The sequence below is a fragment of the Citrobacter sp. CK206 genome (assembly GCF_030333125.1).
Classification (GTDB): Bacteria; Pseudomonadota; Gammaproteobacteria; order Enterobacterales; family Enterobacteriaceae; genus Citrobacter_B; species Citrobacter_B koseri.
Window position 1 is genome coordinate 363871 of sequence record NZ_JAOWGM010000020.1, and the last position, 21966, is coordinate 385836.

The following is a 21966-nucleotide window of genomic DNA, read 5'->3' on the forward strand; positions in this document are numbered from 1 at the left end:
TTTGGAATTCTTCTCGCAATCTCCGCAATTTAGCGGTGAAGAGTACGCCGCAGTTGCCTATACTCCAGGCAGGATAAATGGAGAAAATCTCATGAGTGCACCCCTGTTAATTGCCCGCACGCTGGAAAGCGAACTGTTCCTGTTGCCGGGCATGACCAACCGTCACGGGCTGATTACCGGCGCAACCGGAACCGGCAAAACGGTTACCCTGCAAAAACTGGCTGAGTCCCTATCAGACATCGGCGTTCCGGTATTTATGGCGGATGTGAAAGGTGACTTAACCGGCGTCGCGCAGGAAGGCGAACCTTCTGAAAAACTGCTCGCACGGCTGAAAAATATCGGCATCACCGACTGGCAACCGCACGCTAATCCGGTGGTGCTGTGGGATATTTTTGGCGAAAAAGGTCATCCATTACGGGCAACCGTCTCCGATCTTGGGCCGCTATTGCTGGCTCGCCTGCTGAACCTGAACGAGGTGCAGTCCGGCGTGCTGAATATTATCTTCCGCATCGCCGATGACCAGGGGCTGTTGCTGCTGGACTTTAAAGACCTGCGGGCGATCACGCAGTATATCGGTGATAATGCCAAATCCTTCCAGAACCAGTATGGCAATATCAGCAGCGCATCGGTCGGGGCGATCCAGCGCGGGTTGCTGTCGCTGGAACAGCAAGGCGCGGCGCACTTCTTCGGCGAACCGATGCTGGACATCAAAGACTGGATGCGTACCGATGCCAACGGCAAAGGCATTATCAACATCCTCAGCGCCGAAAAACTCTACCAGATGCCCAAACTGTATGCCGCCAGCCTGCTGTGGATGCTCTCCGAACTGTATGAGCAACTGCCGGAAGCGGGCGATCTGGAAAAACCGAAGCTGGTGTTCTTCTTCGACGAAGCTCACCTGTTGTTCAATGACGCTCCGCAGGTGCTGCTGGATAAAATCGAACAGGTTATCCGCCTGATTCGCTCCAAAGGCGTGGGCGTCTGGTTCGTCTCACAGAACCCTTCCGATATCCCGGACAACGTGCTCGGTCAGTTAGGCAACCGCGTACAGCACGCCCTGCGCGCTTTCACCCCCAAAGATCAGAAAGCGGTGAAAGCCGCCGCGCAAACCATGCGGGCGAATCCGGCGTTTGATACCGAGAAAGCGATTCAGGAACTGGGCACTGGCGAGGCGCTAATCTCCTTCCTGGATGCCAAAGGCAGCCCATCAGTGGTTGAACGAGCGATGGTCATCGCGCCGTGCTCACGCATGGGGCCGGTGACGGACGATGAGCGTAACGGGCTTATCAATCACTCCTCGCTGTACGGCAAATATGAAGACGAAGTCGATCGCGAATCGGCGTATGAAATGTTGCAAAAAGGCGTTCAGGCCACCACCGAGCAGCAAAACAATCCGCCAGCAAAAGGCAAAGAAGTCGCCGTTGATGACGGAATTCTTGGCGGGCTGAAAGAGATATTGTTTGGCAGCACCGGGCCACGCGGCGGCAAACGTGATGGTGTGGTGCAGAGCGTCGCCAAAAGCGCAGCGCGTCAGGTAACGAACCAAATTATCCGGGGGATGTTAGGTAGCCTGATGGGCGGTAGAAAACGCTAACAGAAGGAATCCTTGTTTGCTAAGCGCAGCGCCTGATGGCGCTGCGCCGTATCTGGCCAACAATGAGAGAGATCGATTTTACGACTTACGCATCATCAGCCAGAGGCTAATCAGGAAGAACGAGGCGCTTGGCAGCAGCGCGCCGATAATCGGCGGAATGCCATAAACCAGCGTCAGCGGGCCGAAAATCTGGTCCAGAACGTAGAAGACGAAACCAAAGCTGATCCCGGTCACCACACGCACACCCATCGGCACGCTACGCAGCGGGCCAAAAATGAACGACAGCGCCATCAACATCATTACCGCCACGGAAAGCGGCTGGAAGATTTTACTCCACATATTGAGCTGATAACGTCCGGCGTCCTGGCCGCTCGACTTCAGATACTTCACATAGTTATGCAAGCCGCTGATGGAGAGCGCATCCGGGTCCAGCGCCACCACGCCCAGTTTGTCCGGCGTGAGGTTGGTTTTCCAGGTGCCGCTCACGGTCTGCGAACCGGTGATCTGTTTCGGGTCTTTCAGGTCAGACTCGTCTACCTGCGACAGACGCCAGACCTTGTTGTCTGCGTCGAACTTCGCAGACGTGGCATAACGCACTGACTGTAAGCGACGCTGATCGTTAAAGGCGTAGATGCTAATGCCCGCCAGCTCTTCGTCGCCCTTCACCCGCTCGATATAGACGAAATTGTTGCCATCTTTCGCCCACAGGCCTTGTTGAGTAGAGAGCAACGAACCGCCGTACATCGCCTGCGCACGGTAGTTACGCGCCATCTGTTCGCCCTGCGGAGCGACCCATTCACCGATGGCCATTGTCAACAGCACCAGTGGAATAGCGGTTTTCATCACCGACAGCGCCACCTGCATCCGGGTGAAACCCGAAGCCTGCATCACCACCAGTTCACTGCGCTGCGCCAGCATCCCCAGCCCCAGCAGCGCGCCAAGCAGCGCCGCCATCGGGAAGAAAATCTGCACATCTTTCGGCACGCTGAGCAGGGTATACATCCCCGCGCCCAGCGCATCGTAGCTCCCCTGCCCGGCTTTTTTGAGCTGGTCGACAAACTTGATGATGCCGGAGAGCGACACCAGCATGAACAACGTCATCATGATGGTGGTGAAAATGGTTTTACCGATATAGCGGTCAAGTACACCAAACGGCTGCATTATACCGCTCCTTTACGCAGAAGACGGGCGCGCAGGCGGCGTACCGGCACCGTATCCCAAAGGTTCAGACCAACTGCCAACGCCAGATAGATCAGGTTGACCGCCCACATCCAGATAACCGGATCCAGTTTGCCCTTACCGCCGTTTGATTTCAGGGAAGTTTGCAGGAGGAAGAACAGCAGATACAGCAGCATAGCTGGCAGCATCGACAGCACGCGCCCCTGTCGTGGGTTAACCACGCTCAGCGGTACAACCATCAGCGCCATCATAAATACGGTGAATACCAGCGTAATACGCCAGTGCAGTTCCGCACGGGCGCGATTGGTATCGGTCTGCCACAGCGTGCGCATATCCATCTGATCGGTATCGTTCGGGTCCAGCGCAACGGCCTGATGACCAATAATCGCCTGATAGTTCTGGAAATCGGTGATGCGGAAGTCACGCAGCAGGGCAGTGCCTTCAAAGCGCGTCCCTTTGTTCAACGTCACAACCTGGGAGCCGTCGCGCAATTGCGTCAGATGTCCAGAATCGGCCACCACCACAGAAGGACGGGCGTTGCCTTTCGGGCGGATTTGCGCAAGGAACACATCTTTAAAATCGCTGCCGTCAACGCTTTCAATAAACAGCACGGCGCTGCCATTGGTCGCCTGCTGGAACTGCCCTTGCGCCAGCGCGGCCATGCCGGGATTGGCTTTTGCTTCCGCCAGTACCTCATCCTGGTGTCTGGATGACCAGGGCCCCGCCCACATGACGTTGACAGCGGCGACAACGCCGGTAAACAGCGCCAGCACCATCGCGGCTTTCACCAGCACAGCCCGGCTCAGACCACAGGCGTGCATGACCGTTATTTCACTTTCGGTATACAGTTTGCCCAGTGTCATCAACAGCCCGAGGAACAGGCTTAATGGCAGGATGAGCTGCGCCATTTCCGGCACGCCCAGCCCCAGTAGCGAGAGCACCAGATTTGCCGGAATGTCACCGTCAACCGCCGCCCCGAGGATCCTCACTAGCTTTTGACAAAAGAAGATCAAAAGCAGGATGAAAAGAATCGCCAGTTGGCTTTTGAGCGTCTCCCGCACCAGATATCTTATGATTATCACTTTAAATACGCCCGTAAAAACTCGTCTTTTGCAGGAATTTAGCTTGTTTCATGGCTTAAACGTCATTTATTCTCTTGAGTCGTCGAAATCGTCGCTAAAATTATTATACTCAGCGGATTCGCCACTCAGAACGCGTTCTGACGTGCCAATGCCGTAATAACGTTAAGATTAACACGAAGTCACCGCAACTGCGGACATGAGTTACGAAAGCTTGCAATTCTAACTGTAGCCGCCGCCGTTGTCTTTAAGATTCAGGAGCGTAGTGCATGGAGTTCAGTGTAAAAAGCGGTAGCCCGGAGAAACAGCGGAGTGCCTGCATCGTCGTGGGCGTCTTTGAACCACGCCGCCTTTCTCCGATTGCAGAACAGCTCGATAAAATCAGCGACGGGTACATCAGCGCCCTGCTGCGTCGTGGTGAACTGGAAGGAAAACCGGGGCAGACCCTGTTGCTGCACCATGTTCCTAACGTTCTTTCCGAGCGAATCCTCCTCATTGGTTGTGGCAAAGAGCGCGAGCTCGATGAGCGCCAGTATAAGCAGGTCATTCAGAAAACCATCAATACGCTGAATGACACCGGCTCAATGGAAGCAGTCTGCTTCCTGACCGAACTGCACGTCAAAGGCCGCAACAACTACTGGAAAGTGCGTCAGGCTGTCGAAACGGCCAAAGAGACGCTGTACAGCTTTGATCAACTGAAGACCAACAAGAGCGAGCCGCGTCGCCCGCTGCGTAAAATGGTCTTCAACGTGCCGACCCGCCGTGAGCTGACCAGCGGCGAGCGTGCGATCCAGCACGGTCTGGCGATTGCCGCCGGGATTAAAGCGGCGAAAGACCTCGGCAATATGCCGCCGAATATCTGTAATGCCGCCTACCTGGCCTCTCAGGCGCGCCAGTTGGCCGACAGCTACAGCAAGAACGTCATCACCCGCGTCATCGGCGAACAGCAGATGAAAGAGCTGGGTATGCACTCTTATCTGGCGGTCGGTCACGGTTCGCAGAACGAATCGCTGATGTCGGTTATCGAATACAAAGGCAACCCGTCCGAAGACGCGCGTCCGGTTGTGCTGGTCGGCAAAGGGCTGACCTTTGACTCCGGCGGCATCTCCATCAAGCCTGCCGAAGGCATGGACGAGATGAAGTACGATATGTGCGGCGCGGCGGCAGTGTACGGCGTGATGCGCATGGTCGCGGAACTTCAGTTGCCGATTAACGTCATCGGCGTGCTGGCAGGCTGCGAAAACATGCCTGGCGGGCGAGCGTATCGTCCGGGTGACGTGCTGACCACCATGTCCGGCCAGACGGTCGAAGTGCTGAACACCGATGCCGAAGGCCGCCTGGTACTGTGCGACGTGTTAACCTACGTTGAGCGTTTTGAGCCGGAAGCGGTGATTGACGTCGCGACCCTGACGGGCGCCTGCGTGATTGCGCTGGGCCATCACATCACCGGTCTGATGTCGAACCACAATCCGCTGGCGCATGAGCTGATTAGCGCGTCTGAACAGGCGGGCGACCGCGCATGGCGCTTGCCGTTGGGCGATGAGTTCCAGGAACAGCTGGAGTCTAACTTTGCGGATATGGCGAACATCGGCGGCCGTCCTGGCGGCGCGATCACTGCCGGTTGCTTCCTGTCGCGCTTTACCCGTAAGTACAACTGGGCGCACCTGGACATCGCCGGCACCGCATGGCGTTCCGGTAAAGCGAAAGGCGCAACCGGTCGTCCGGTGGCGTTGCTGTCGCAGTTCCTGCTCAATCGCGCGGGTTTTAACGGCGAAGAGTAAGTTTGCATGATTGCCGGATGGCGACGCATATGCGCCTTATCCGGCCTACATGGAGTATTTAACCGTAGGCCGGATAAGCGTAGCGCCATCCGGCTTCGCATTTAAATTCACCACAAGAAGCCCCATATATGAAGAATGCAACGTTCTATATTCTGGACAATGACACCACCATTGATGGCCTGAGCGCCGTTGAACAACTGGTGTGCGACATTGCCGCAGAACGTTGGCGCAGTGGTAAACGCGTGCTGATTGCCTGTGAAGACGAAAAACAGGCCATCCGTCTGGATGAAGCGCTGTGGGCAAGACCGCCGGAGAGTTTTGTCCCACATAATCTGGCGGGAGAAGGTCCGCGCGGCGGCGCGCCGGTGGAAATCGCCTGGCCGCAAAAACGCAACAGCAGCCCGCGTGATATTCTGATCAGCCTGCGTACTGGCTTTGCAGATTTTGCCACCGCTTTCACAGAAGTGATAGACTTTGTCCCTTACGAAGAAACTTTGAAACAACTGGCGCGCGAACGCTACAAAGCCTACCGCGTGGCTGGTTTTAACCTGAATACGGCAACCTGGAAATAATGGAAAAGACATATAACCCACAAGATATCGAACAGCCGCTTTACGAGCACTGGGAGCAGCAGGGCTACTTTAAGCCGAATGGCGATGAAAGCCAGGAAAGCTTCTGCATCATGATCCCGCCGCCAAACGTCACCGGCAGTTTGCATATGGGTCACGCCTTCCAGCAAACCATCATGGATACCCTGATCCGCTATCAGCGCATGCAGGGTAAAAACACCCTGTGGCAGGTCGGTACTGACCACGCCGGGATCGCTACCCAGATGGTCGTTGAGCGCAAGATTGCCGCAGAAGAGGGTAAAACCCGCCACGACTATGGCCGCGATGCCTTCATCGACAAAATCTGGCAGTGGAAAGCGGAATCCGGCGGCACCATTACCCGTCAGATGCGCCGTCTGGGCAACTCCGTGGACTGGGAGCGCGAACGCTTCACCATGGACGAAGGTCTTTCCAATGCCGTGAAAGAAGTGTTTGTCCGCCTGTACAAAGAAGATCTGATTTACCGTGGCAAGCGCCTGGTCAACTGGGACCCGAAACTGCGCACCGCGATCTCTGACCTGGAAGTGGAAAACCGCGAGTCCAAAGGCTCTATGTGGCACATCCGCTATCCGCTGGCTGACGGTGCGAAAACCGCAGACGGTAAAGATTACCTGGTGGTCGCCACCACCCGCCCGGAAACCCTGCTGGGCGATACTGGCGTGGCCGTCAACCCGGAAGATCCGCGTTATAAAGATCTGATTGGCAAATTCGTGGTGCTGCCGCTGGTGAACCGTCGTATTCCGATTGTGGGCGACGAGCATGCCGACATGGAAAAAGGCACCGGCTGCGTGAAGATCACCCCGGCGCACGACTTTAACGACTATGAAGTGGGCCGTCGTCATCAGCTTCCGATGATCAATATTCTGACCTTTGACGGCGATATCCGTGAAAGCGCGGAAGTGTATGACACCAAAGGCGAAGAGTCCGACGTTTACTCCAACGAAATCCCGGCTGAGTTCCAGAAACTGGAGCGCTTTGCCGCACGTAAAGCAGTGGTTGCCGCTATCGATGCCCTCGGCCTGCTGGAAGAGATTAAACCGCACGACCTGACCGTTCCTTACGGCGACCGTGGCGGCGTGGTTATCGAACCAATGCTGACCGACCAGTGGTACGTACGTGCTGACGTGCTGGCAAAACCGGCAGTGGAAGCGGTAGAAAACGGCGATATCCAGTTCGTGCCAAAACAGTACGAAAACATGTACTTCTCCTGGATGCGTGACATTCAGGACTGGTGTATCTCCCGTCAGCTGTGGTGGGGCCACCGCATCCCGGCATGGTACGACGACGCGGGCAACGTCTACGTTGGCCGTAGCGAAGACGAAGTGCGTCAGGAAAACAACCTGGGCGCCGACGTTGCGCTGCGTCAGGACGACGACGTACTGGACACCTGGTTCTCTTCCGCACTGTGGACTTTCTCTACTCTCGGCTGGCCGGAAAACACCGACGCGCTGCGTCAGTTCCACCCGACCAGCGTGATGGTCTCCGGTTTCGACATCATCTTCTTCTGGATTGCCCGCATGATCATGATGACCATGCACTTCATCAAAGATGAAAACGGCAAGCCGCAGGTACCGTTCAAGACCGTCTATATGACCGGTCTGATTCGCGATGACGAAGGCCAGAAGATGTCCAAATCCAAGGGTAACGTTATCGACCCGCTGGATATGGTTGACGGCATTTCCCTGCCGGACCTGCTGGAAAAACGTACCGGTAACATGATGCAGCCGCAGCTGGCTGAGAAGATCGCCAAACGTACCGAAAAACAATTCCCGGACGGCATTGAGCCGCACGGTACTGACGCCCTGCGTTTCACCCTGGCGGCGCTGGCCTCTACCGGCCGCGACATCAACTGGGATATGAAGCGTCTGGAAGGCTACCGTAACTTCTGTAACAAGCTGTGGAACGCCAGCCGCTTTGTGCTGATGAATACCGAAGATCAGGATTGCGGCTTCAACGGCGGCGAGATGACCCTGTCGCTGGCAGACCGCTGGATCCTGGCGGAGTTCAACCAGACCATCAAAGCGTACCGCGAAGCGCTGGACAGCTTCCGCTTCGATATCGCAGCGGGCATTCTGTACGAGTTTACCTGGAACCAGTTCTGCGACTGGTATCTGGAGCTGACCAAGCCGGTCATGAACGGCGGCTCTGAAGCAGAACTGCGCAGCACCCGCAACACGCTGGTCACCGTGCTGGAAGGTCTGCTGCGCCTGGCGCATCCGATCATCCCGTTCATCACCGAGACCATCTGGCAGCGTGTGAAAGTGATTTCCGGCATTACCGCCGACACCATCATGCTGCAACCGTTCCCGCAGTACGATGCCTCCCAGGTGGATGAAGCCGCGCTGGCCGATACCGAATGGCTGAAGCAGGCGATCGTTGCCGTACGTAACATCCGTGCGGAAATGAACATCGCGCCGGGCAAACCGCTGGAACTGCTGCTGCGTGGTTGCAGCGAAGAAGCGATTCGCCGCGTGAACGACAACCGCAGCTTCCTGCTGAACCTGGCGCGTCTGGAAAGCATCACCGTGCTGCCAGCCGATGACAAAGGTCCGGTTTCCGTGACGAAGATTATCGATGGCGCCGAGCTGCTGATCCCGATGGCGGGGCTGATTGACAAAGAAGCCGAGCTGGCGCGTCTGGCGAAAGAAGTGGCGAAGGTCGAAGCTGAAATTGGCCGCATTGAAGGTAAGCTGGCGAACGAAGGTTTTGTCGCCCGCGCACCGGAAGCGGTGATCGCCAAAGAGCGTGAGAAGCTGGAAAACTACGCGGAAGCGAAAGCGAAGCTGATTGAACAGCAGGCAGTTATCGCCGCGCTGTAACTTGATGGAAACGCCGGAGACCCTCTTCGGCGTTTTCTTTTATAAGGCATTTTTTATTCGTACCAGCTTCCCGTCCGGCATGGTGATCCAGTAATACTCTATGTTGCTGAAAGAAAATCTTTCGTAAGATCCCGCGTCGAATTCCACGATTAGCAGCACATTTTTTTCAATACAATTTTCTTTTGTGTTTTTTTGTGGCGGAAAACAAAACAGATCACCATCGCCTGATTTCTCATCATCGATAAACCCGCCGCCAATATCCCAAAAAACAATATAGTAAGAGGCACTTGTTGGTATATGGTATTTTGTCTTCAGCTCATTTTTGTGCTGCAGATACCAGTGTATCCGTCCCCACTCGGTTAATGCAAAGTGCTTAACTGCAATATCATAAGCCTCAAAATCCATAAAACCACGTTCACTGCTAACATAAAGCCCATGAAAAAGCGTAGGATCATACTCAAATCTCTCGCCAGCCCGAAGGATTGTCACAGGTCGTTGAGCCCAGAGGAGATAACCGCATATCAGCAACACCAGGCTGCCGATAATAACGTTACGTTTCGGCTTCATACGCTTCCCTTAATATGCGCATGAGCATTTAAATTTGTCAGAAACGGCCTGTACGCATAGTCACGATGACGCTGTAGAAAAAACCAGATGCGGAAGAAGCGAAAGTTTTTATATAACGTATTGGTAATATCCTCTTTGCCCAGACCAAAATGATCCTGCCCTTTAAAAGAAAGTAATCCCTCCCATGACATGGCATAGCGCTGAAAACGCACCAGTTTGATTTGTTGTGCATAAATATCATGTACGCTTACCCCCAAACCATTTACCCTGTCGATATAACGGTTGAATTTTGGCAGTTTAGAATCTTGCATTTCTGATTTAAGTCTTACAAAGAAGAAATCATCCAGGCGTGCGTCCCGTTTACTATGCAATTGTTTATTGATCTCATCCCGAATTTTCATCAACATATCATTCGTTCCAACGCCCCTTATGACCTCCTCATACGCGCGATTTAGAAGTTCTCCAAACCATGGCTGCCCGTTACCGTAATGGAAATGATCAATCAGTTCCCCAATAATAGGAGAATATAACCCTTTAGCGAATTGTGCTGACAGTTCTTTCATCTCATCAAACATGATATCTGCACAATGCTGGCGACTAATCGGCCTGCCTTGTGGTTGCTGATGGCCGAAATCCAAAGCCTGCGAATTAAAAGTAGTCATCATATCAAATTGCAAACACCTGAACGGGTCAACCCGAGCAGAGATATCCTTCAACCCCAGAGTGTAAAAATCCCAGTCGTCCAAATCACCATACTGCATATCATCAATATGATAATCTTCAAAGCGATGGGATGTAGCAAATATCTCACGGGGCAGAGACATTAATAAATACATATCATTACTCATAACTCATCACCCTGGTAAATAATATAATCGCGTTTTACTCCGGGAGAAAAATTAAGATAAACTCAAATAATAAAACTTGAGCAATGCAACGAAAACAGCAGGTTAATGATAAAAATTTTTCTCAGAGAGAATAACAGTCTTGCATGTTCGAAAAGAGGGTGGTATCAAATATAACTATGATAATTTATCATTTAATTGAGTAATAAAATGAGTTCTACGCTATTTCCCCTTACGCTACGCCGTATTACCGCTGACGATAACGCCGCCATCGCCCGCGTCATCCGCCAGGTTTCCGCTGAATACGGCCTGACCGCTGATAAAGGCTATACGGTTGCCGATCCTAATCTGGATGAATTGTTCCAGGTTTACAGTCAGCCAGGCGCGGCCTATTGGGTCGTCGAGCAGAACGGTCAGGTGGTGGGCGGCGGCGGCGTGGCGGCGTTAGGCTGTAGCGAACCGGATATCTGCGAACTGCAAAAAATGTACTTTTTGCCGACGGTGCGCGGCCAGGGGCTGGCGAAGAAACTGGCGCTGATGGCGCTGGAGCACGCGCGTGAGCAGGGGTTTAAACGCTGCTACCTGGAAACCACCGCATCCTTACGCGAAGCAATTGGCCTGTATGAACATCTGGGATTTGAGCATATCAGCGAACCACTGGGCTGCACCGGGCATGTTGACTGCGAAGTCCGCATGCTGAAAACGCTGTAAGTCACCCACAGGCCGGATAAGGCGACGCCATATCCGGCAATTTATGCAAACATTCTGCTTCTGAGTTAGTGGCGTACGCCGTCATCGTCTTCGTCGACGTAATCTTCATCGTCGCCGTCTTCACCCTCTTCGCCGTTCGGATCTTCGAAGTACGTACCCCAGCCGTCATATTCCACGTCAAATTTCTCAGCCAGGTTCATCAGTTGTTCAACCTGAGCATCAATCAGATCGGCATTCAGCGCACATTCGCTGAGGATATCGCAGCAAATCACCGTATCGCCTTCTTCCACTTCCAGCTCTTCCGGCTCGGTCACTTCATAACCGAGTTTGAACGCTTCTACGGCTGCTTTTTCCAGCGTTTCGAAGTCGTCAGCGGAAAAGTGGTGCTCGATAGTGTACAGCGCATCTGGATCGCTGCCATCTTCAAGTAATTCGTCAATAATCAGCCGCGTCTCTTCACGCTGCTCTTCCAGTAGTTCCGGGTTTGCCATGGCTCGTTCCTCATAAATGTCCTGCCGATACTCTTATTGTCACACACCGCTGTCATTGCCTCCACCTTTCCAGGAAAGATTTGTTAAATGGGGTTGCAAATGCATAATCATCCATATAAATTGAATTTTAATTCAACAAATGGCCTTTGCCATGTGAGGGAACCATGTCTACGTTTTATCAGAAACATTTTTTGAAATTACTCGATTTCACCTCCGCTGAACTCACCGCTCTGCTGCAACTCGCCGCCAAACTGAAAGCCGACAAGAAAAACGGCGTAGAAGTCGCCAGACTGACCGGCAAAAACATCGCGCTCATCTTCGAAAAAGACTCGACCCGCACCCGATGCTCTTTCGAAGTTGCCGCATACGATCAGGGCGCTCGCGTAACGTACCTTGGGCCAAGCGGCAGCCAGATTGGGCATAAAGAGTCAATTAAAGACACCGCTCGCGTACTGGGACGCATGTATGACGGTATTCAGTACCGCGGCCACGGCCAGGAAGTGGTCGAAACGCTGGCGGAATATGCAGGCGTTCCCGTGTGGAACGGGTTGACCAACGAGTTTCACCCCACGCAGCTGCTGGCGGATTTGCTGACCATGCAGGAACATCTGCCGGGCAAAGCCTTCAATGAGATGACCCTGGTTTACGCTGGCGATGCGCGTAACAACATGGGAAATTCCATGCTGGAAGCCGCCGCGCTGACAGGGCTGGATTTACGTCTGGTGGCTCCGCAGGCCTGCTGGCCGGAAGCAAGCCTAGTCGCAGAGTGCAAAGCGCTGGCGCAAAAGAACGGCGGCGATATTACGCTGACTGAAGATATCGCAGCGGGCGTGAAAGGCGCGGACTTTATCTATACCGACGTATGGGTGTCGATGGGTGAAGCAAAAGAGAAATGGGCGGAGCGTATCGCACTGCTGCGTCAGTATCAGGTAAACAGCGCGATGATGGCGCAGACCGGTAATCCTCAGGTGAAGTTTCTGCACTGCCTGCCCGCATTCCACGATGATCAGACCACGCTTGGCAAGAAAATGGCCGAAGAGTTCGGTTTGCACGGCGGGATGGAAGTGACCGATGCGGTGTTTGAATCTCCGGCCAGCATCGTGTTTGACCAGGCGGAAAACCGGATGCACACCATCAAAGCGGTGATGGTGGCAACGCTGGCGAAATAACGATTACGTCTTATCCGGCCTACAGATCGTGCTCCCGTAGGCCGGGTAAGACGTTTTGCGTCGCCACCCGGCAATACAACTTACTCGACCAGCAGCTTAACGACCGCTTTGCGTACCTGAGCTGGCGCCCCTACGGCGCACAGCGGCTTATGGACTTCCCCCGGGTAAAAGACCACAAAATCGCCTTCATTAAGGATCACCGTTTTCTCCTCTGCCCCTTCAGGCAAAAACGCGATGTCTTTATCCACCAGCCAGTCAGTTTCCGGCGCGCCCGCAGGCTGGGTGCTGAAGGTCATTCCTTCCTGCCCCTTTAATACGATCTGAATATCGAGATAGCGCGCGTGATACTCCGCACGACGCTTTTCAAACGGCTCGGTCATGTCTTCCGAAACCAGATAAAACAGGCGATTGCCGTCGATATCATGCTTGCCCTTTGCCGTTTCATCCGTCACATGCGCTTTAATATGTTCAATGGCCTGACGCAGCACGTCCGGCAGCCAGGGTTGCAGATTGTGGATATTGCCAACGATCATCACAGACTCCTTAAATAAAACAACGTTTCATTTTTATGGTTATACGAAAAAAACCGCTGCCATACCACTTCTATTTCACGATGTTTTGCGTCAGCGCATGTTTATCGCTGAAGATGTTGTCCGACTGTTAATCGTCATCGAAGATTATGCATATCCTTTGCATAACTTTCCCCCTCCACGTTACAGTAAAAATCTTAACATGCTGTTATAAAAGGGTTTATCAGAAAAACACCTTGTTGATCACACTTCCTTTTCCCTGCATAACCTGCATTTATCACCATAGTTATTTTATGATTTACGTTAAGGTAAAAATAATAAAATAACCCTCCCGCATACCTATGCACAGACAAAAATAAAATATCATAAAATCAACAAGATAGAATCAAATAATAAATTTAGATCATCTACAAATAATTAACAAAAAAGAATAACAAGACATTTTATTGCGTAGTAATTCAGTTATTACTCTCTTTATTTTTCAATTTCTCTGACCTTGCTCATATATTAAATAAGAAAAATTAAATATCCCTTCTGATGTGAAACACATCACATTATCAGACCGAATTAGAATCAATGATGATTTCCGAAAATTAGCTGAACAGTAATGACTGCAAACAATTTAATTATTTGCAGCCACCACTTCTTTATTCCTGAAAATTGAGTAAAAGGTATCGTGATGGAAAAACATTATGTCGGTTCTGAAATCGGTCAATTACGTAGTGTGATGTTACACCGCCCTAATCTCAGTCTGAAAAGACTGACGCCATCAAATTGCCAGGAGCTGCTTTTTGATGACGTTCTGTCGGTGGAACGCGCAGGCGAAGAGCACGATATTTTCGCTAATACGTTACGCCAACAAGGCATAGAGGTGTTGCTGCTAACCGACCTGCTGACGCAAACACTGGATGTTATCGAAGCCAAAACCTGGCTGCTGGAGACACAAATCTCCGACTATCGCCTGGGCCCGACGTTCGCGGCGGATATTCGCGCCTGGCTGGCGGATATGCCGCATCGGGAATTAGCGCGCCATTTAAGCGGTGGGCTGACATATGGCGAAATTCCCGCCTCGATTAAAAATATGGTGGTTGATACACACGATATTAATGACTTTATTATGAAGCCATTACCCAATCACTTATTTACCCGCGATACCTCATGCTGGATATATAACGGCGTGTCGATCAACCCAATGGCAAAAACAGCGCGCCAGCGTGAAACCAATAACCTGCGGGCAATTTATCGCTGGCATCCACAATTTGCGGATGGCGAATTTATTAAATATTTCGGCGACGAAAACATTAATTACGACCATGCCACGTTAGAAGGCGGGGACGTGCTGGTTATTGGTCGCGGCGCCGTGCTGATTGGCATGTCTGAACGTACCACCCCGCAGGGGATCGAGTTCCTCGCCCAGTCGCTGTTTAAACATCGCCAGGCCGAGCGCGTCATCGCCGTTGAGTTGCCAAAACACCGTTCCTGCATGCACCTCGATACCGTCATGACCCATATCGACATCGACACCTTCTCCGTCTACCCGGAAGTGGTTCGCCCGGACGTCCAGTGCTGGACCTTAACACCGGACGGGCGCGGCGGGCTGAAGCGTACCCAGGAAAGCACGCTGGTACACGCCATCGAAAAAGCCCTCGGCATTGATCAGGTGCGTTTGATCACCACTGGCGGCGATGCCTTCGAAGCCGAACGTGAGCAGTGGAATGACGCCAACAACGTTCTCACCCTGCGCCCCGGTGTGGTGGTCGGCTACGAACGCAACATCTGGACCAACGAAAAATACGACAAAGCGGGCATCACCGTTCTGCCCATTCCTGGCGATGAACTGGGACGCGGACGCGGCGGCGCGCGCTGCATGAGCTGCCCGCTGGAACGCGACGGCATTTAAGGAAGCGATTATGGACAACAAACCCACTCTGGTTGTCGCACTGGGCGGCAATGCGCTGCTCAAACGCGGCGAACCGCTGGAAGCGGATATCCAGCGCAAAAACATCGATCTGGCGGCAAAAACCATCGCCCAACTGACGCAACAGTGGCGCGTGGTGCTGGTACACGGCAACGGCCCGCAGGTTGGCCTGCTGGCGTTACAGAACAGCGCCTATGACCGCGTCACCCCCTACCCGCTCGATATTCTCGGCGCGGAAAGCCAGGGGATGATCGGCTACATGCTGCAACAGTCGCTGAAAAACCAGCTTCCGCAGCGTGAAATCAGCGTCCTGCTTACTCAGGTGGAGGTGGACGCCGACGATCCGGCATTCCGCAACCCAACCAAATATATCGGCCCGGTTTATGACGGCGACCAGGCCAACGCGCTACAGGCGGAAAAAGGCTGGATTTTCAAAGCCGACGGAAAAGCGTTTCGCCGCGTAGTGCCTTCGCCACAGCCCAAACGCATCGTTGAGAGCGACGCGATCCGCGCCCTGATCGCCCGCGACCATCTCGTGATCTGCAACGGCGGCGGCGGCGTGCCGGTAGTGGAAAAAGCCGATGGTTTTCATGGCATTGAAGCGGTGATCGACAAAGACCTCTCTGCCGCTCTGCTCGCCAGTCAAATCCACGCGGACGCGCTGCTGATCCTGACTGATGCCGACGCGGTGTACCTCGACTGGGGCAAGCCAACCCAACGCCCGCTGGCTCAGGTAACGCCGGAACTGCTCAGCGAAATGCAGTTCGATGCCGGTTCGATGGGGCCGAAAGTCACCGCCTGCGCCGAGTTTGTCAGCCACTGCCAGGGGATTGCCGGTATCGGTTCACTGGCCGACGGCCCGGCCATTCTCAGCGGTGACAAAGGCACTCTGATTCGACCCGAAACCGTCGATTACGACGCATAAGGCGATTTCTGCCGGATGGCGGCGGCGCCTTATCCGGCCTACAGCACGCGCATAACCGTAGGCCTGACAAGCGCAGCGCCATCAGGTAATTCATTTTAACAAGGACACTGTAATGGCTACTTCACTGAAAAATCGCAACTTTCTTAAACTGCTCGACTTCACTCCGACGGAGATCCAGTACCTGATCGATCTGGCCATCGAGCTGAAAGCGGCAAAAAAAGCCGGACGCGAGAAGCAAACGCTGGTCGGTAAAAACATCGCGCTAATTTTCGAAAAAACCTCCACCCGCACCCGCTGCGCGTTTGAGGTCGGCGCATTCGATCAGGGCGCACAGGTGACCTATCTCGGGCCAAGCGGCTCGCAGATTGGGCATAAAGAATCCATGAAAGATACCGCCCGCGTGCTGGGCCGGATGTATGACGGCATTGAGTATCGCGGTTTTGGTCAGCAGATCGTTGAAGAACTGGGGCAGTACGCGGGCGTACCGGTGTGGAACGGCCTGACCGATGAATTTCACCCTACGCAGATCCTCGCCGACCTGATGACCATGCTGGAACATGCGCCGGGCAAAACGCTGCCTGAACTCAGCTTCGCTTACCTCGGCGACGCCCGCAATAACATGGGCAATTCGCTGATGGTCGGCGCGGCAAAAATGGGGATGGACATCCGCCTGGTCGCACCGAAATCCTTCTGGCCGGACGACGCACTGGTGGCGAAGTGTCGCGACATCGCCAGCGTCACCGGCGCGCGCATTACGCTAACCGAGGATGTGGAGGAAGGCGTTTATGACGTGGATTTCCTCTATACCGATGTCTGGGTGTCGATGGGCGAACCAAAAGAGGCATGGGCGGAGCGCGTCAGCCTGATGAAGCCATACCAGATCAACCAGCAGGTCATCAACGCCACCGGCAACCCCAACGTGAAGTTTATGCACTGCCTGCCCGCCTTCCACAACGAGCACACCAAAGTGGGCCGCGAAATCGAGGCCGCCTATGGCCTGAAAGGACTGGAGGTGACGGAAGAGGTGTTCGAGTCAGCCCACTCCATCGTGTTTGACGAAGCGGAAAACCGTATGCACACCATTAAAGCGGTCATGGTGGCGACGCTCGGCGACTAACCCCTCCGGGCATGTGCCGCCTGACGACGCATGCCCGTGTTATCTGGAGAGAACACCATGGGCAAATTTAAATTTCCCAGCGCGTATACCATCCTGTTTATTCTTATCGCACTGGTCGCTGTGATGACCTGGATTGTCCCGGCGGGCAAATACCAGATGGCGATGAACCCCACGTTGGGTAAAGAGGTTCCGGTCGCGGGCACCTATGCTCCTGCCGAGTCGCATCCGCAAGGGATTACCGCCGTACTGTTGGCCCCCATTGACGGCCTCTACAACCACGAAACCTATACCGCAGGCGCAATCGATGTGGCGCTGTTTGTACTAATCATCGGCGGCTTTCTCGGCGTGGTGAACAAAACCGGTGCAATTGATGCGGGTATTGAACGCGTCACGGTACGGCTCAACGGCAAAGAGGAGTGGATGATCCCCATACTGATGGGACTCTTTGCCGCAGGCGGGACGATTTACGGGATGGCGGAAGAGTCACTCCCCTTCTACACGCTGCTGGTTCCGGTGATGATGGCCGCCCGCTTCGATCCGCTGGTCGCGGCCGCCACCGTGCTGCTCGGCGCAGGTATTGGCACACTCGGTTCGACCATCAACCCTTTTGCCACGGTGATTGCCGCCAACGCTGCCGGAATCCCGTTCACTCAGGGTATGCTGTTACGCATCATTCTGCTGGTCGTTGGCTATGTTATTTGCGTGGTCTGGGTGATGCGCTATGCCCGCAAAGTGCGCAGCAACCCGGAGTTATCTATCGTGGCGGATAAGATGGAGGAGAACCGCGCTCACTTTCTTGGCAACCGTTCCAGCACGCTGCTGGAGTTCACCGCAACCCGTAAATGGATCTTGCTGATTTTCGCCGCCGCCTTTGCCGTGATGATTTACGGCGTCGCGGTTCTCGGCTGGTGGATGGCGGAAATTTCCGGCGTTTTCCTGGCGTCCGCGATTATCGTCGGCGTTATCGCCCGGATGAGCGAAGAGGCGTTCACCAGTACGTTTATCGACGGCGCGCGGGATCTGCTTGGCGTGGCGCTGATTATCGGTATTGCACGCGGCATTGTGGTGGTGATGGATAATGGCATGATTACGCATACCATTTTGCACAGCGCGGAAAATCTGGTATCTGGCTTGTCCACCACCATTTTTATCAATGTCACTTACTGGCTGGAAGTATTGCTCTCATTCCTGGTGCCCTCTTCCTCTGGTCTGGCAGTGTTGACCATGCCGATCATGGCGCCGTTAGCGGATTTCGCCCATGTGCAACGGGATCTGGTGGTGACGGCGTATCAATCGGCGTCCGGGATTGTGAACCTGATTACGCCGACGTCGGCGGTCGTAATGGGAGGGCTGGCGATTGCGCGCGTGCCGTATGTGCGGTATCTGAAGTGGGTCGCGCCGCTGCTGCTGATCCTGACGCTACTGAATATGGCTGTTTTGAGCGTTGGCGCAATGCTGTAACTCCCGCCGGATGGCGCTTCGCTTATCCGGCCTACAGGTTACGCATTTCGTAGGCCGGATAAGGCGCTTTAGCGCCGCCATCCGGCACAGGCCAACAGGTTGCGTATTCCGTAGGCCGGATAAGGCGCCGTAGCGCCGCCATCCGGCACAGGCCAACAGGTTGCGCATTTCGTAGGCCGGATAAGGCGCTTTAGCGCCGCCATCCGGCAAACGAACGCAGCCAATACGCTTTCTTTTTTGACTGGCTTCTCACTTTCCTGCAAAACCGACCGGTTGATTCGTTATCAATGTGACAAACAGGATGAATTTCGCTAGTCCATTGATATCAATGACAAAGCAAGGTGCATATATGAAGGAATACAATGATTGCTCCGCCAAAGAACAGCAGCAACTGGCGGTATGTCAGCGCCTGATTACAGAAAAAAGTTACTTATCCCAGGAGGAAATACGTCGCGATCTGCAAAACCACGGCTTCGAAGGCATCAGCCAGTCGACCGTTTCACGTCTGTTGAAACTGCTCGGCGTCATAAAAATAAGAAATACAAAGGGACAAAAAATTTATTCCGTAAATCCGCAATTGCGCCCCGCTCCTGACGCTGCGCGATCGATATCCGAGATGGTGGTCAGCGTGGAACACAATAGCGAATTTATCCTTATCCACACGGTGGCCGGTTATGGCCGCGCCGTTGCCAGAATCCTGGATTATCACGCCCTGCCGGAAATTTTAGGTGTGATCGCGGGCAGCAGTATCGTCTGGGTCGCGCCACGGGTCGTACAGCGCACCGGGCTTGTTCACAAGCAAATTAATTATTTATTAAAAATGAATTCTTATTCATGAGAACCGTTTGCGATGAATAAAATGTGCATTAATCTCTTGATCCCATAACATAGCTGAGTATAATCGCGGACAATTTGCCGGGAGGAAGTATGGTTCAGTGTGTACGACATTCTGTCTTACCGCGTCTGAAAACAGACGCTGGACTGCCGTTTTTCTTCCCGTTGCTCACCTATTCCAGGCCCCTCATTGAGGGGCTTTTTTTTTGCCCAGGCGTCAGGAGATAAACATGGCTAACCCGCTATACCAAAAACACATCATTTCCATAAACGACCTCAGCCGCGATGACCTCAATCTGGTTCTGGCGACGGCGGCGAAATTAAAAGCCAATCCACAGCCGGAGCTGCTGAAGCATAAAGTGATCGCCAGCTGCTTCTTCGAGGCATCCACACGCACCCGCCTGTCGTTTGAAACCTCGATGCACCGCCTCGGCGCCAGCGTGGTGGGCTTCTCCGACAGCGCTAACACGTCGCTGGGCAAAAAAGGCGAGACGCTGGCGGATACCATCTCCGTTATCAGCACTTATGTGGACGCGATTGTGATGCGTCACCCACAGGAAGGCGCAGCGCGTCTGGCGACCGAGTTCTCCGGCAACGTGCCGGTACTGAACGCCGGCGACGGCGCAAACCAGCATCCGACCCAGACGCTGCTGGATCTGTTTACCATTCAGGAAACCCAGGGCCGCCTGGACAATCTGAATATCGCTATGGTCGGCGACCTGAAATATGGCCGAACCGTACACTCACTGACTCAGGCGCTGGCGAAGTTTGACGGCAACCGCTTCTACTTTATCGCGCCGGACGCGCTGGCGATGCCGCAATACATTCTGGATATGCTGGATGAGAAAGGCATTGCCTGGAGTCTGCACAGCGCCATCGAAGAGGTGATGGCGGAAGTGGATATTCTGTATATGACCCGCGTGCAGAAAGAGCGTCTGGACCCGTCCGAATACGCCAACGTCAAAGCGCAGTTTGTCCTGCGCGCCAGCGACCTGAACGGCGCGCGTGAAAACATGAAGGTTCTGCATCCGCTGCCGCGTATTGATGAGATCACCACCGACGTAGATAAAACGCCGCACGCCTGGTACTTCCAGCAGGCAGGAAACGGTATTTTCGCTCGCCAGGCGTTACTGGCACTGGTTCTGAATAGCGATCTGGCACTGTAAGGGGAAAAGAGATGACACACGACAATAAACTACAGGTTGAAGCGATCAAACGTGGCACCGTAATCGACCACATTCCCGCGCAGGTTGGCTTTAAGTTACTGACGCTGTTCAAACTGACCGAGACCGATCAGCGCATCACCATCGGCCTTAACCTGCCGTCCGGCGAGATGGGTCGTAAGGACCTGATTAAAATCGAGAACACTTTCCTGACCGAAGAACAGGTTAACCAGCTCTCCCTGTACGCGCCGCAGGCAACGGTAAACCGCATCGACAACTATGATGTGGTGGGCAAATCGCGCCCGAGCCTGCCGGATCGCATCGACAACGTGCTGGTCTGCCCGAACAGCAACTGCATCAGTCATGCTGAGCCGGTTTCATCCAGTTTTGCAGTGAAAAAACGCACAGATGACATTGCGCTCAAATGTAAATACTGCGAAAAAGAGTTTTCGCATTATGTGGTGCTGGCCAACTAATTGAGGTTGGTAATGGGTATCCGGCTCCCTATAATGGCCTGTACCTAATTTACCGCTGTAATTCAGGAGAAATCATGAGCAAAACTATCGCGACGGAAAATGCACCCGCAGCTATCGGCCCATACGTTCAGGGCGTTGACCTGGGCAGCATGATCATCACTTCCGGTCAGATCCCGGTTGATCCAAAAACCGGCAGTGTACCGGATGACGTGTCCGATCAGGCGCGCCAGTCGCTGGAAAACGTAAAAGCTATCGTTGAAGCCGCAGGCCTGAAAGTGGGCGACATCGTGAAAACAACCGTGTTCGTTAAAGACCTGAACGACTTCGCGACCGTGAATGCGACCTATGAAGCGTTCTTCACCGAGCATAATGCGACCTTCCCGGCACGTTCATGCGTTGAAGTTGCGCGTCTGCCGAAAGACGTAAAAATCGAGATCGAAGCGATCGCTGTTCGCCGCTAAGTCTCCTTAAAAATATGTCTGCGCCGGATGGCGGCTTCGCCTTATCCGGCCTACGGGAAGCGCCGTTTGTAGGCCCGGTAAGCGCCAGCACCACCGGGCATTGCGCCGGATGGCGGCTCCGCCTTATCCGGCCTACGGAAAGTGTCATTTGTAGGCCCGGTAAGCGCCAGCGCCACCGGGCATTGCGCCGGATGGCGGCTTCGCCTTATCCGGCCTACGGAAAGTGCCGTTTGTAGGC

Annotated in this window: 23 protein-coding genes; 15 read left to right on the forward strand and 8 right to left on the reverse strand. The window is 53.9% G+C overall.

The genetic code is table 11. The features are described from left to right. The first annotated feature begins 91 nt into the window (after positions 1-91). On the forward strand, positions 92-1594 hold the full coding sequence (locus OGX81_RS02495) for a helicase HerA-like C-terminal domain-containing protein (RefSeq protein WP_049009363.1): 1503 nt from the start codon (positions 92-94) through the stop codon (positions 1592-1594). A 78-nt stretch (positions 1595-1672) separates the two neighbouring features. On the opposite strand, the gene lptG is transcribed toward OGX81_RS02495, so the two are convergent. The 3 genes from lptG to ytgA all read right to left on the reverse strand — a co-directional run bounded on the left by lptG (position 1673) and on the right by ytgA (position 3968). Then, positions 1673-2755 (reverse strand): LPS export ABC transporter permease LptG, encoded by a 1083-nt coding sequence (gene lptG, locus OGX81_RS02500; protein WP_104867838.1) that lies wholly within the window; start codon positions 2753-2755, stop codon positions 1673-1675. Beyond that, positions 2755-3855 (reverse strand): LPS export ABC transporter permease LptF, encoded by a 1101-nt coding sequence (gene lptF / locus OGX81_RS02505; protein ID WP_012134315.1) that lies wholly within the window; start codon positions 3853-3855, stop codon positions 2755-2757. The genes lptG and lptF overlap by 1 nt, the downstream gene beginning before the upstream one ends. 62 nt (positions 3856-3917) lie before the next feature. Continuing rightward, positions 3918-3968 carry a protein YtgA gene (gene ytgA, locus OGX81_RS02510; RefSeq protein ID WP_211180521.1) on the reverse strand — a complete coding sequence of 17 codons (51 nt, stop codon included), beginning with the start codon at positions 3966-3968 and terminating at the stop codon, positions 3918-3920. Positions 3969-4121: 153 nt separating this feature from the next. Between ytgA and pepA the strand changes: the two genes are divergently transcribed. The 3 genes from pepA to OGX81_RS02525 all read left to right on the forward strand — a co-directional run bounded on the left by pepA (position 4122) and on the right by OGX81_RS02525 (position 9060). After that, entirely contained in the window at positions 4122-5633 is a 1512-nt protein-coding gene (gene pepA / locus OGX81_RS02515) for a leucyl aminopeptidase (RefSeq protein WP_047459338.1), read from the forward strand. A 128-nt stretch (positions 5634-5761) separates the two neighbouring features. Beyond that, positions 5762-6205 (forward strand): DNA polymerase III subunit chi, encoded by a 444-nt coding sequence (gene holC / locus OGX81_RS02520; protein WP_012134319.1) that lies wholly within the window; start codon positions 5762-5764, stop codon positions 6203-6205. Continuing rightward, on the forward strand, positions 6205-9060 hold the full coding sequence (locus OGX81_RS02525) for a valine--tRNA ligase (RefSeq protein WP_104867839.1): 2856 nt from the start codon (positions 6205-6207) through the stop codon (positions 9058-9060). The genes holC and OGX81_RS02525 overlap by 1 nt, the downstream gene beginning before the upstream one ends. Before the next feature lie 39 nt (positions 9061-9099). On the opposite strand, the gene OGX81_RS02530 is transcribed toward OGX81_RS02525, so the two are convergent. Together OGX81_RS02530 and OGX81_RS02535 are read right to left on the reverse strand one after the other, a co-directional pair. Beyond that, on the reverse strand, positions 9100-9627 hold the full coding sequence (locus OGX81_RS02530) for a DUF943 family protein (protein WP_104867840.1): 528 nt from the start codon (positions 9625-9627) through the stop codon (positions 9100-9102). After that, positions 9624-10475 carry a DUF3289 family protein gene (locus OGX81_RS02535; RefSeq protein WP_104867841.1) on the reverse strand — a complete coding sequence of 284 codons (852 nt, stop codon included), beginning with the start codon at positions 10473-10475 and terminating at the stop codon, positions 9624-9626. The genes OGX81_RS02530 and OGX81_RS02535 overlap by 4 nt, the downstream gene beginning before the upstream one ends. Before the next feature lie 207 nt (positions 10476-10682). Between OGX81_RS02535 and OGX81_RS02540 the strand changes: the two genes are divergently transcribed. Continuing rightward, a complete protein-coding gene (locus OGX81_RS02540; RefSeq protein WP_104867842.1) occupies positions 10683-11183 on the forward strand; it encodes a GNAT family N-acetyltransferase in 501 nt (166 codons plus the stop codon). 65 nt (positions 11184-11248) lie between these two features. Here OGX81_RS02540 and rraB read toward each other — a convergent pair whose 3' ends face one another. Then, a complete protein-coding gene (rraB, locus tag OGX81_RS02545; protein WP_012134328.1) occupies positions 11249-11674 on the reverse strand; it encodes a ribonuclease E inhibitor RraB in 426 nt (141 codons plus the stop codon). 164 nt (positions 11675-11838) lie between these two features. Here rraB and argF (OGX81_RS02550) point away from each other — a divergent pair, with 164 nt between their 5' ends. Further along, complete coding sequence (gene argF, locus OGX81_RS02550; RefSeq protein WP_012134329.1) at positions 11839-12843, forward strand: ornithine carbamoyltransferase; 1005 nt, start codon at positions 11839-11841, stop codon at positions 12841-12843. A gap of 80 nt (positions 12844-12923) precedes the next feature. On the opposite strand, the gene OGX81_RS02555 is transcribed toward argF (OGX81_RS02550), so the two are convergent. Further along, positions 12924-13376, reverse strand: coding sequence for a YhcH/YjgK/YiaL family protein (locus OGX81_RS02555; RefSeq protein WP_012134330.1), 453 nt, complete (start codon positions 13374-13376; stop codon positions 12924-12926). A gap of 676 nt (positions 13377-14052) precedes the next feature. Here OGX81_RS02555 and arcA point away from each other — a divergent pair. The 5 genes from arcA (at position 14053) to OGX81_RS02580 (ending at position 19632) form a co-directional block, all read left to right on the forward strand. Continuing rightward, positions 14053-15273: an arginine deiminase gene (gene arcA / locus OGX81_RS02560; RefSeq protein ID WP_012134333.1), complete on the forward strand. Its 1221-nt coding sequence runs from the start codon at positions 14053-14055 to the stop codon at positions 15271-15273. 10 nt (positions 15274-15283) lie between these two features. Beyond that, positions 15284-16216 (forward strand): carbamate kinase, encoded by a 933-nt coding sequence (gene arcC / locus OGX81_RS02565; RefSeq protein ID WP_012134334.1) that lies wholly within the window; start codon positions 15284-15286, stop codon positions 16214-16216. A gap of 112 nt (positions 16217-16328) precedes the next feature. Beyond that, a complete protein-coding gene (gene argF, locus OGX81_RS02570; protein WP_104867844.1) occupies positions 16329-17333 on the forward strand; it encodes an ornithine carbamoyltransferase in 1005 nt (334 codons plus the stop codon). Positions 17334-17390: 57 nt separating this feature from the next. Next, positions 17391-18794 carry a YfcC family protein gene (locus tag OGX81_RS02575; RefSeq protein WP_024130766.1) on the forward strand — a complete coding sequence of 468 codons (1404 nt, stop codon included), beginning with the start codon at positions 17391-17393 and terminating at the stop codon, positions 18792-18794. Positions 18795-19143: 349 nt separating this feature from the next. Further along, positions 19144-19632, forward strand: coding sequence for an arginine repressor (locus tag OGX81_RS02580; RefSeq protein WP_024130767.1), 489 nt, complete (start codon positions 19144-19146; stop codon positions 19630-19632). Here OGX81_RS02580 and OGX81_RS02585 read toward each other — a convergent pair. After that, complete coding sequence (locus OGX81_RS02585; RefSeq protein ID WP_077956855.1) at positions 19623-19742, reverse strand: hypothetical protein; 120 nt, start codon at positions 19740-19742, stop codon at positions 19623-19625. The two genes, OGX81_RS02580 and OGX81_RS02585, sit on opposite strands and share 10 nt — an antisense overlap. Here OGX81_RS02585 and pyrL point away from each other — a divergent pair. From pyrL to OGX81_RS02605, 4 genes are all read left to right on the forward strand, one after another. Next, the gene (pyrL, locus tag OGX81_RS02590; protein WP_024130768.1) at positions 19722-19856 is read left to right on the forward strand and encodes a pyr operon leader peptide; all 135 of its coding nucleotides are present in this window, start codon (positions 19722-19724) and stop codon (positions 19854-19856) included. The genes OGX81_RS02585 and pyrL overlap by 21 nt on opposite strands. A gap of 2 nt (positions 19857-19858) precedes the next feature. Further along, a complete protein-coding gene (pyrB, locus tag OGX81_RS02595) occupies positions 19859-20794 on the forward strand; it encodes an aspartate carbamoyltransferase (RefSeq protein WP_012134340.1) in 936 nt (311 codons plus the stop codon). A gap of 11 nt (positions 20795-20805) precedes the next feature. Continuing rightward, positions 20806-21267 carry an aspartate carbamoyltransferase regulatory subunit gene (gene pyrI, locus OGX81_RS02600; protein WP_012134341.1) on the forward strand — a complete coding sequence of 154 codons (462 nt, stop codon included), beginning with the start codon at positions 20806-20808 and terminating at the stop codon, positions 21265-21267. A 74-nt stretch (positions 21268-21341) separates the two neighbouring features. After that, on the forward strand, positions 21342-21728 hold the full coding sequence (locus OGX81_RS02605) for an enamine/imine deaminase (protein ID WP_104867845.1): 387 nt from the start codon (positions 21342-21344) through the stop codon (positions 21726-21728). Positions 21729-21966 lie beyond the last annotated feature (238 nt).

Excerpts from the sequence above, each read along its gene's own strand:
- pyrB (WP_012134340.1), top strand. The coding sequence starts at position 19,859 with ATGGCTAACCCGCTATACCAAAAACACATCATTTCCATAAACGACCTC.
- OGX81_RS02585 (WP_077956855.1), bottom strand. The coding sequence starts at position 19,742 with ATGTCGTACACACTGAACCATACTTCCTCCCGGCAAATTGTCCGCGAT.
- OGX81_RS02555 (WP_012134330.1), bottom strand. The coding sequence starts at position 13,376 with ATGATCGTTGGCAATATCCACAATCTGCAACCCTGGCTGCCGGACGTG.
- arcC (WP_012134334.1), top strand. The coding sequence starts at position 15,284 with ATGGACAACAAACCCACTCTGGTTGTCGCACTGGGCGGCAATGCGCTG.
- OGX81_RS02605 (WP_104867845.1), top strand. The coding sequence starts at position 21,342 with ATGAGCAAAACTATCGCGACGGAAAATGCACCCGCAGCTATCGGCCCA.
- pyrL (WP_024130768.1), top strand. The coding sequence starts at position 19,722 with ATGGTTCAGTGTGTACGACATTCTGTCTTACCGCGTCTGAAAACAGAC.
- rraB (WP_012134328.1), bottom strand. The coding sequence starts at position 11,674 with ATGGCAAACCCGGAACTACTGGAAGAGCAGCGTGAAGAGACGCGGCTG.
- lptG (WP_104867838.1), bottom strand. The coding sequence starts at position 2,755 with ATGCAGCCGTTTGGTGTACTTGACCGCTATATCGGTAAAACCATTTTC.
- OGX81_RS02580 (WP_024130767.1), top strand. The coding sequence starts at position 19,144 with ATGAAGGAATACAATGATTGCTCCGCCAAAGAACAGCAGCAACTGGCG.
- arcA (WP_012134333.1), top strand. The coding sequence starts at position 14,053 with ATGGAAAAACATTATGTCGGTTCTGAAATCGGTCAATTACGTAGTGTG.
- OGX81_RS02525 (WP_104867839.1), top strand. The coding sequence starts at position 6,205 with ATGGAAAAGACATATAACCCACAAGATATCGAACAGCCGCTTTACGAG.
- argF (WP_012134329.1), top strand. The coding sequence starts at position 11,839 with ATGTCTACGTTTTATCAGAAACATTTTTTGAAATTACTCGATTTCACC.
- pyrI (WP_012134341.1), top strand. The coding sequence starts at position 20,806 with ATGACACACGACAATAAACTACAGGTTGAAGCGATCAAACGTGGCACC.
- pepA (WP_047459338.1), top strand. The coding sequence starts at position 4,122 with ATGGAGTTCAGTGTAAAAAGCGGTAGCCCGGAGAAACAGCGGAGTGCC.
- argF (WP_104867844.1), top strand. The coding sequence starts at position 16,329 with ATGGCTACTTCACTGAAAAATCGCAACTTTCTTAAACTGCTCGACTTC.
- OGX81_RS02575 (WP_024130766.1), top strand. The coding sequence starts at position 17,391 with ATGGGCAAATTTAAATTTCCCAGCGCGTATACCATCCTGTTTATTCTT.
- OGX81_RS02535 (WP_104867841.1), bottom strand. The coding sequence starts at position 10,475 with ATGAGTAATGATATGTATTTATTAATGTCTCTGCCCCGTGAGATATTT.
- OGX81_RS02540 (WP_104867842.1), top strand. The coding sequence starts at position 10,683 with ATGAGTTCTACGCTATTTCCCCTTACGCTACGCCGTATTACCGCTGAC.
- holC (WP_012134319.1), top strand. The coding sequence starts at position 5,762 with ATGAAGAATGCAACGTTCTATATTCTGGACAATGACACCACCATTGAT.
- OGX81_RS02495 (WP_049009363.1), top strand. The coding sequence starts at position 92 with ATGAGTGCACCCCTGTTAATTGCCCGCACGCTGGAAAGCGAACTGTTC.
- OGX81_RS02530 (WP_104867840.1), bottom strand. The coding sequence starts at position 9,627 with ATGAAGCCGAAACGTAACGTTATTATCGGCAGCCTGGTGTTGCTGATA.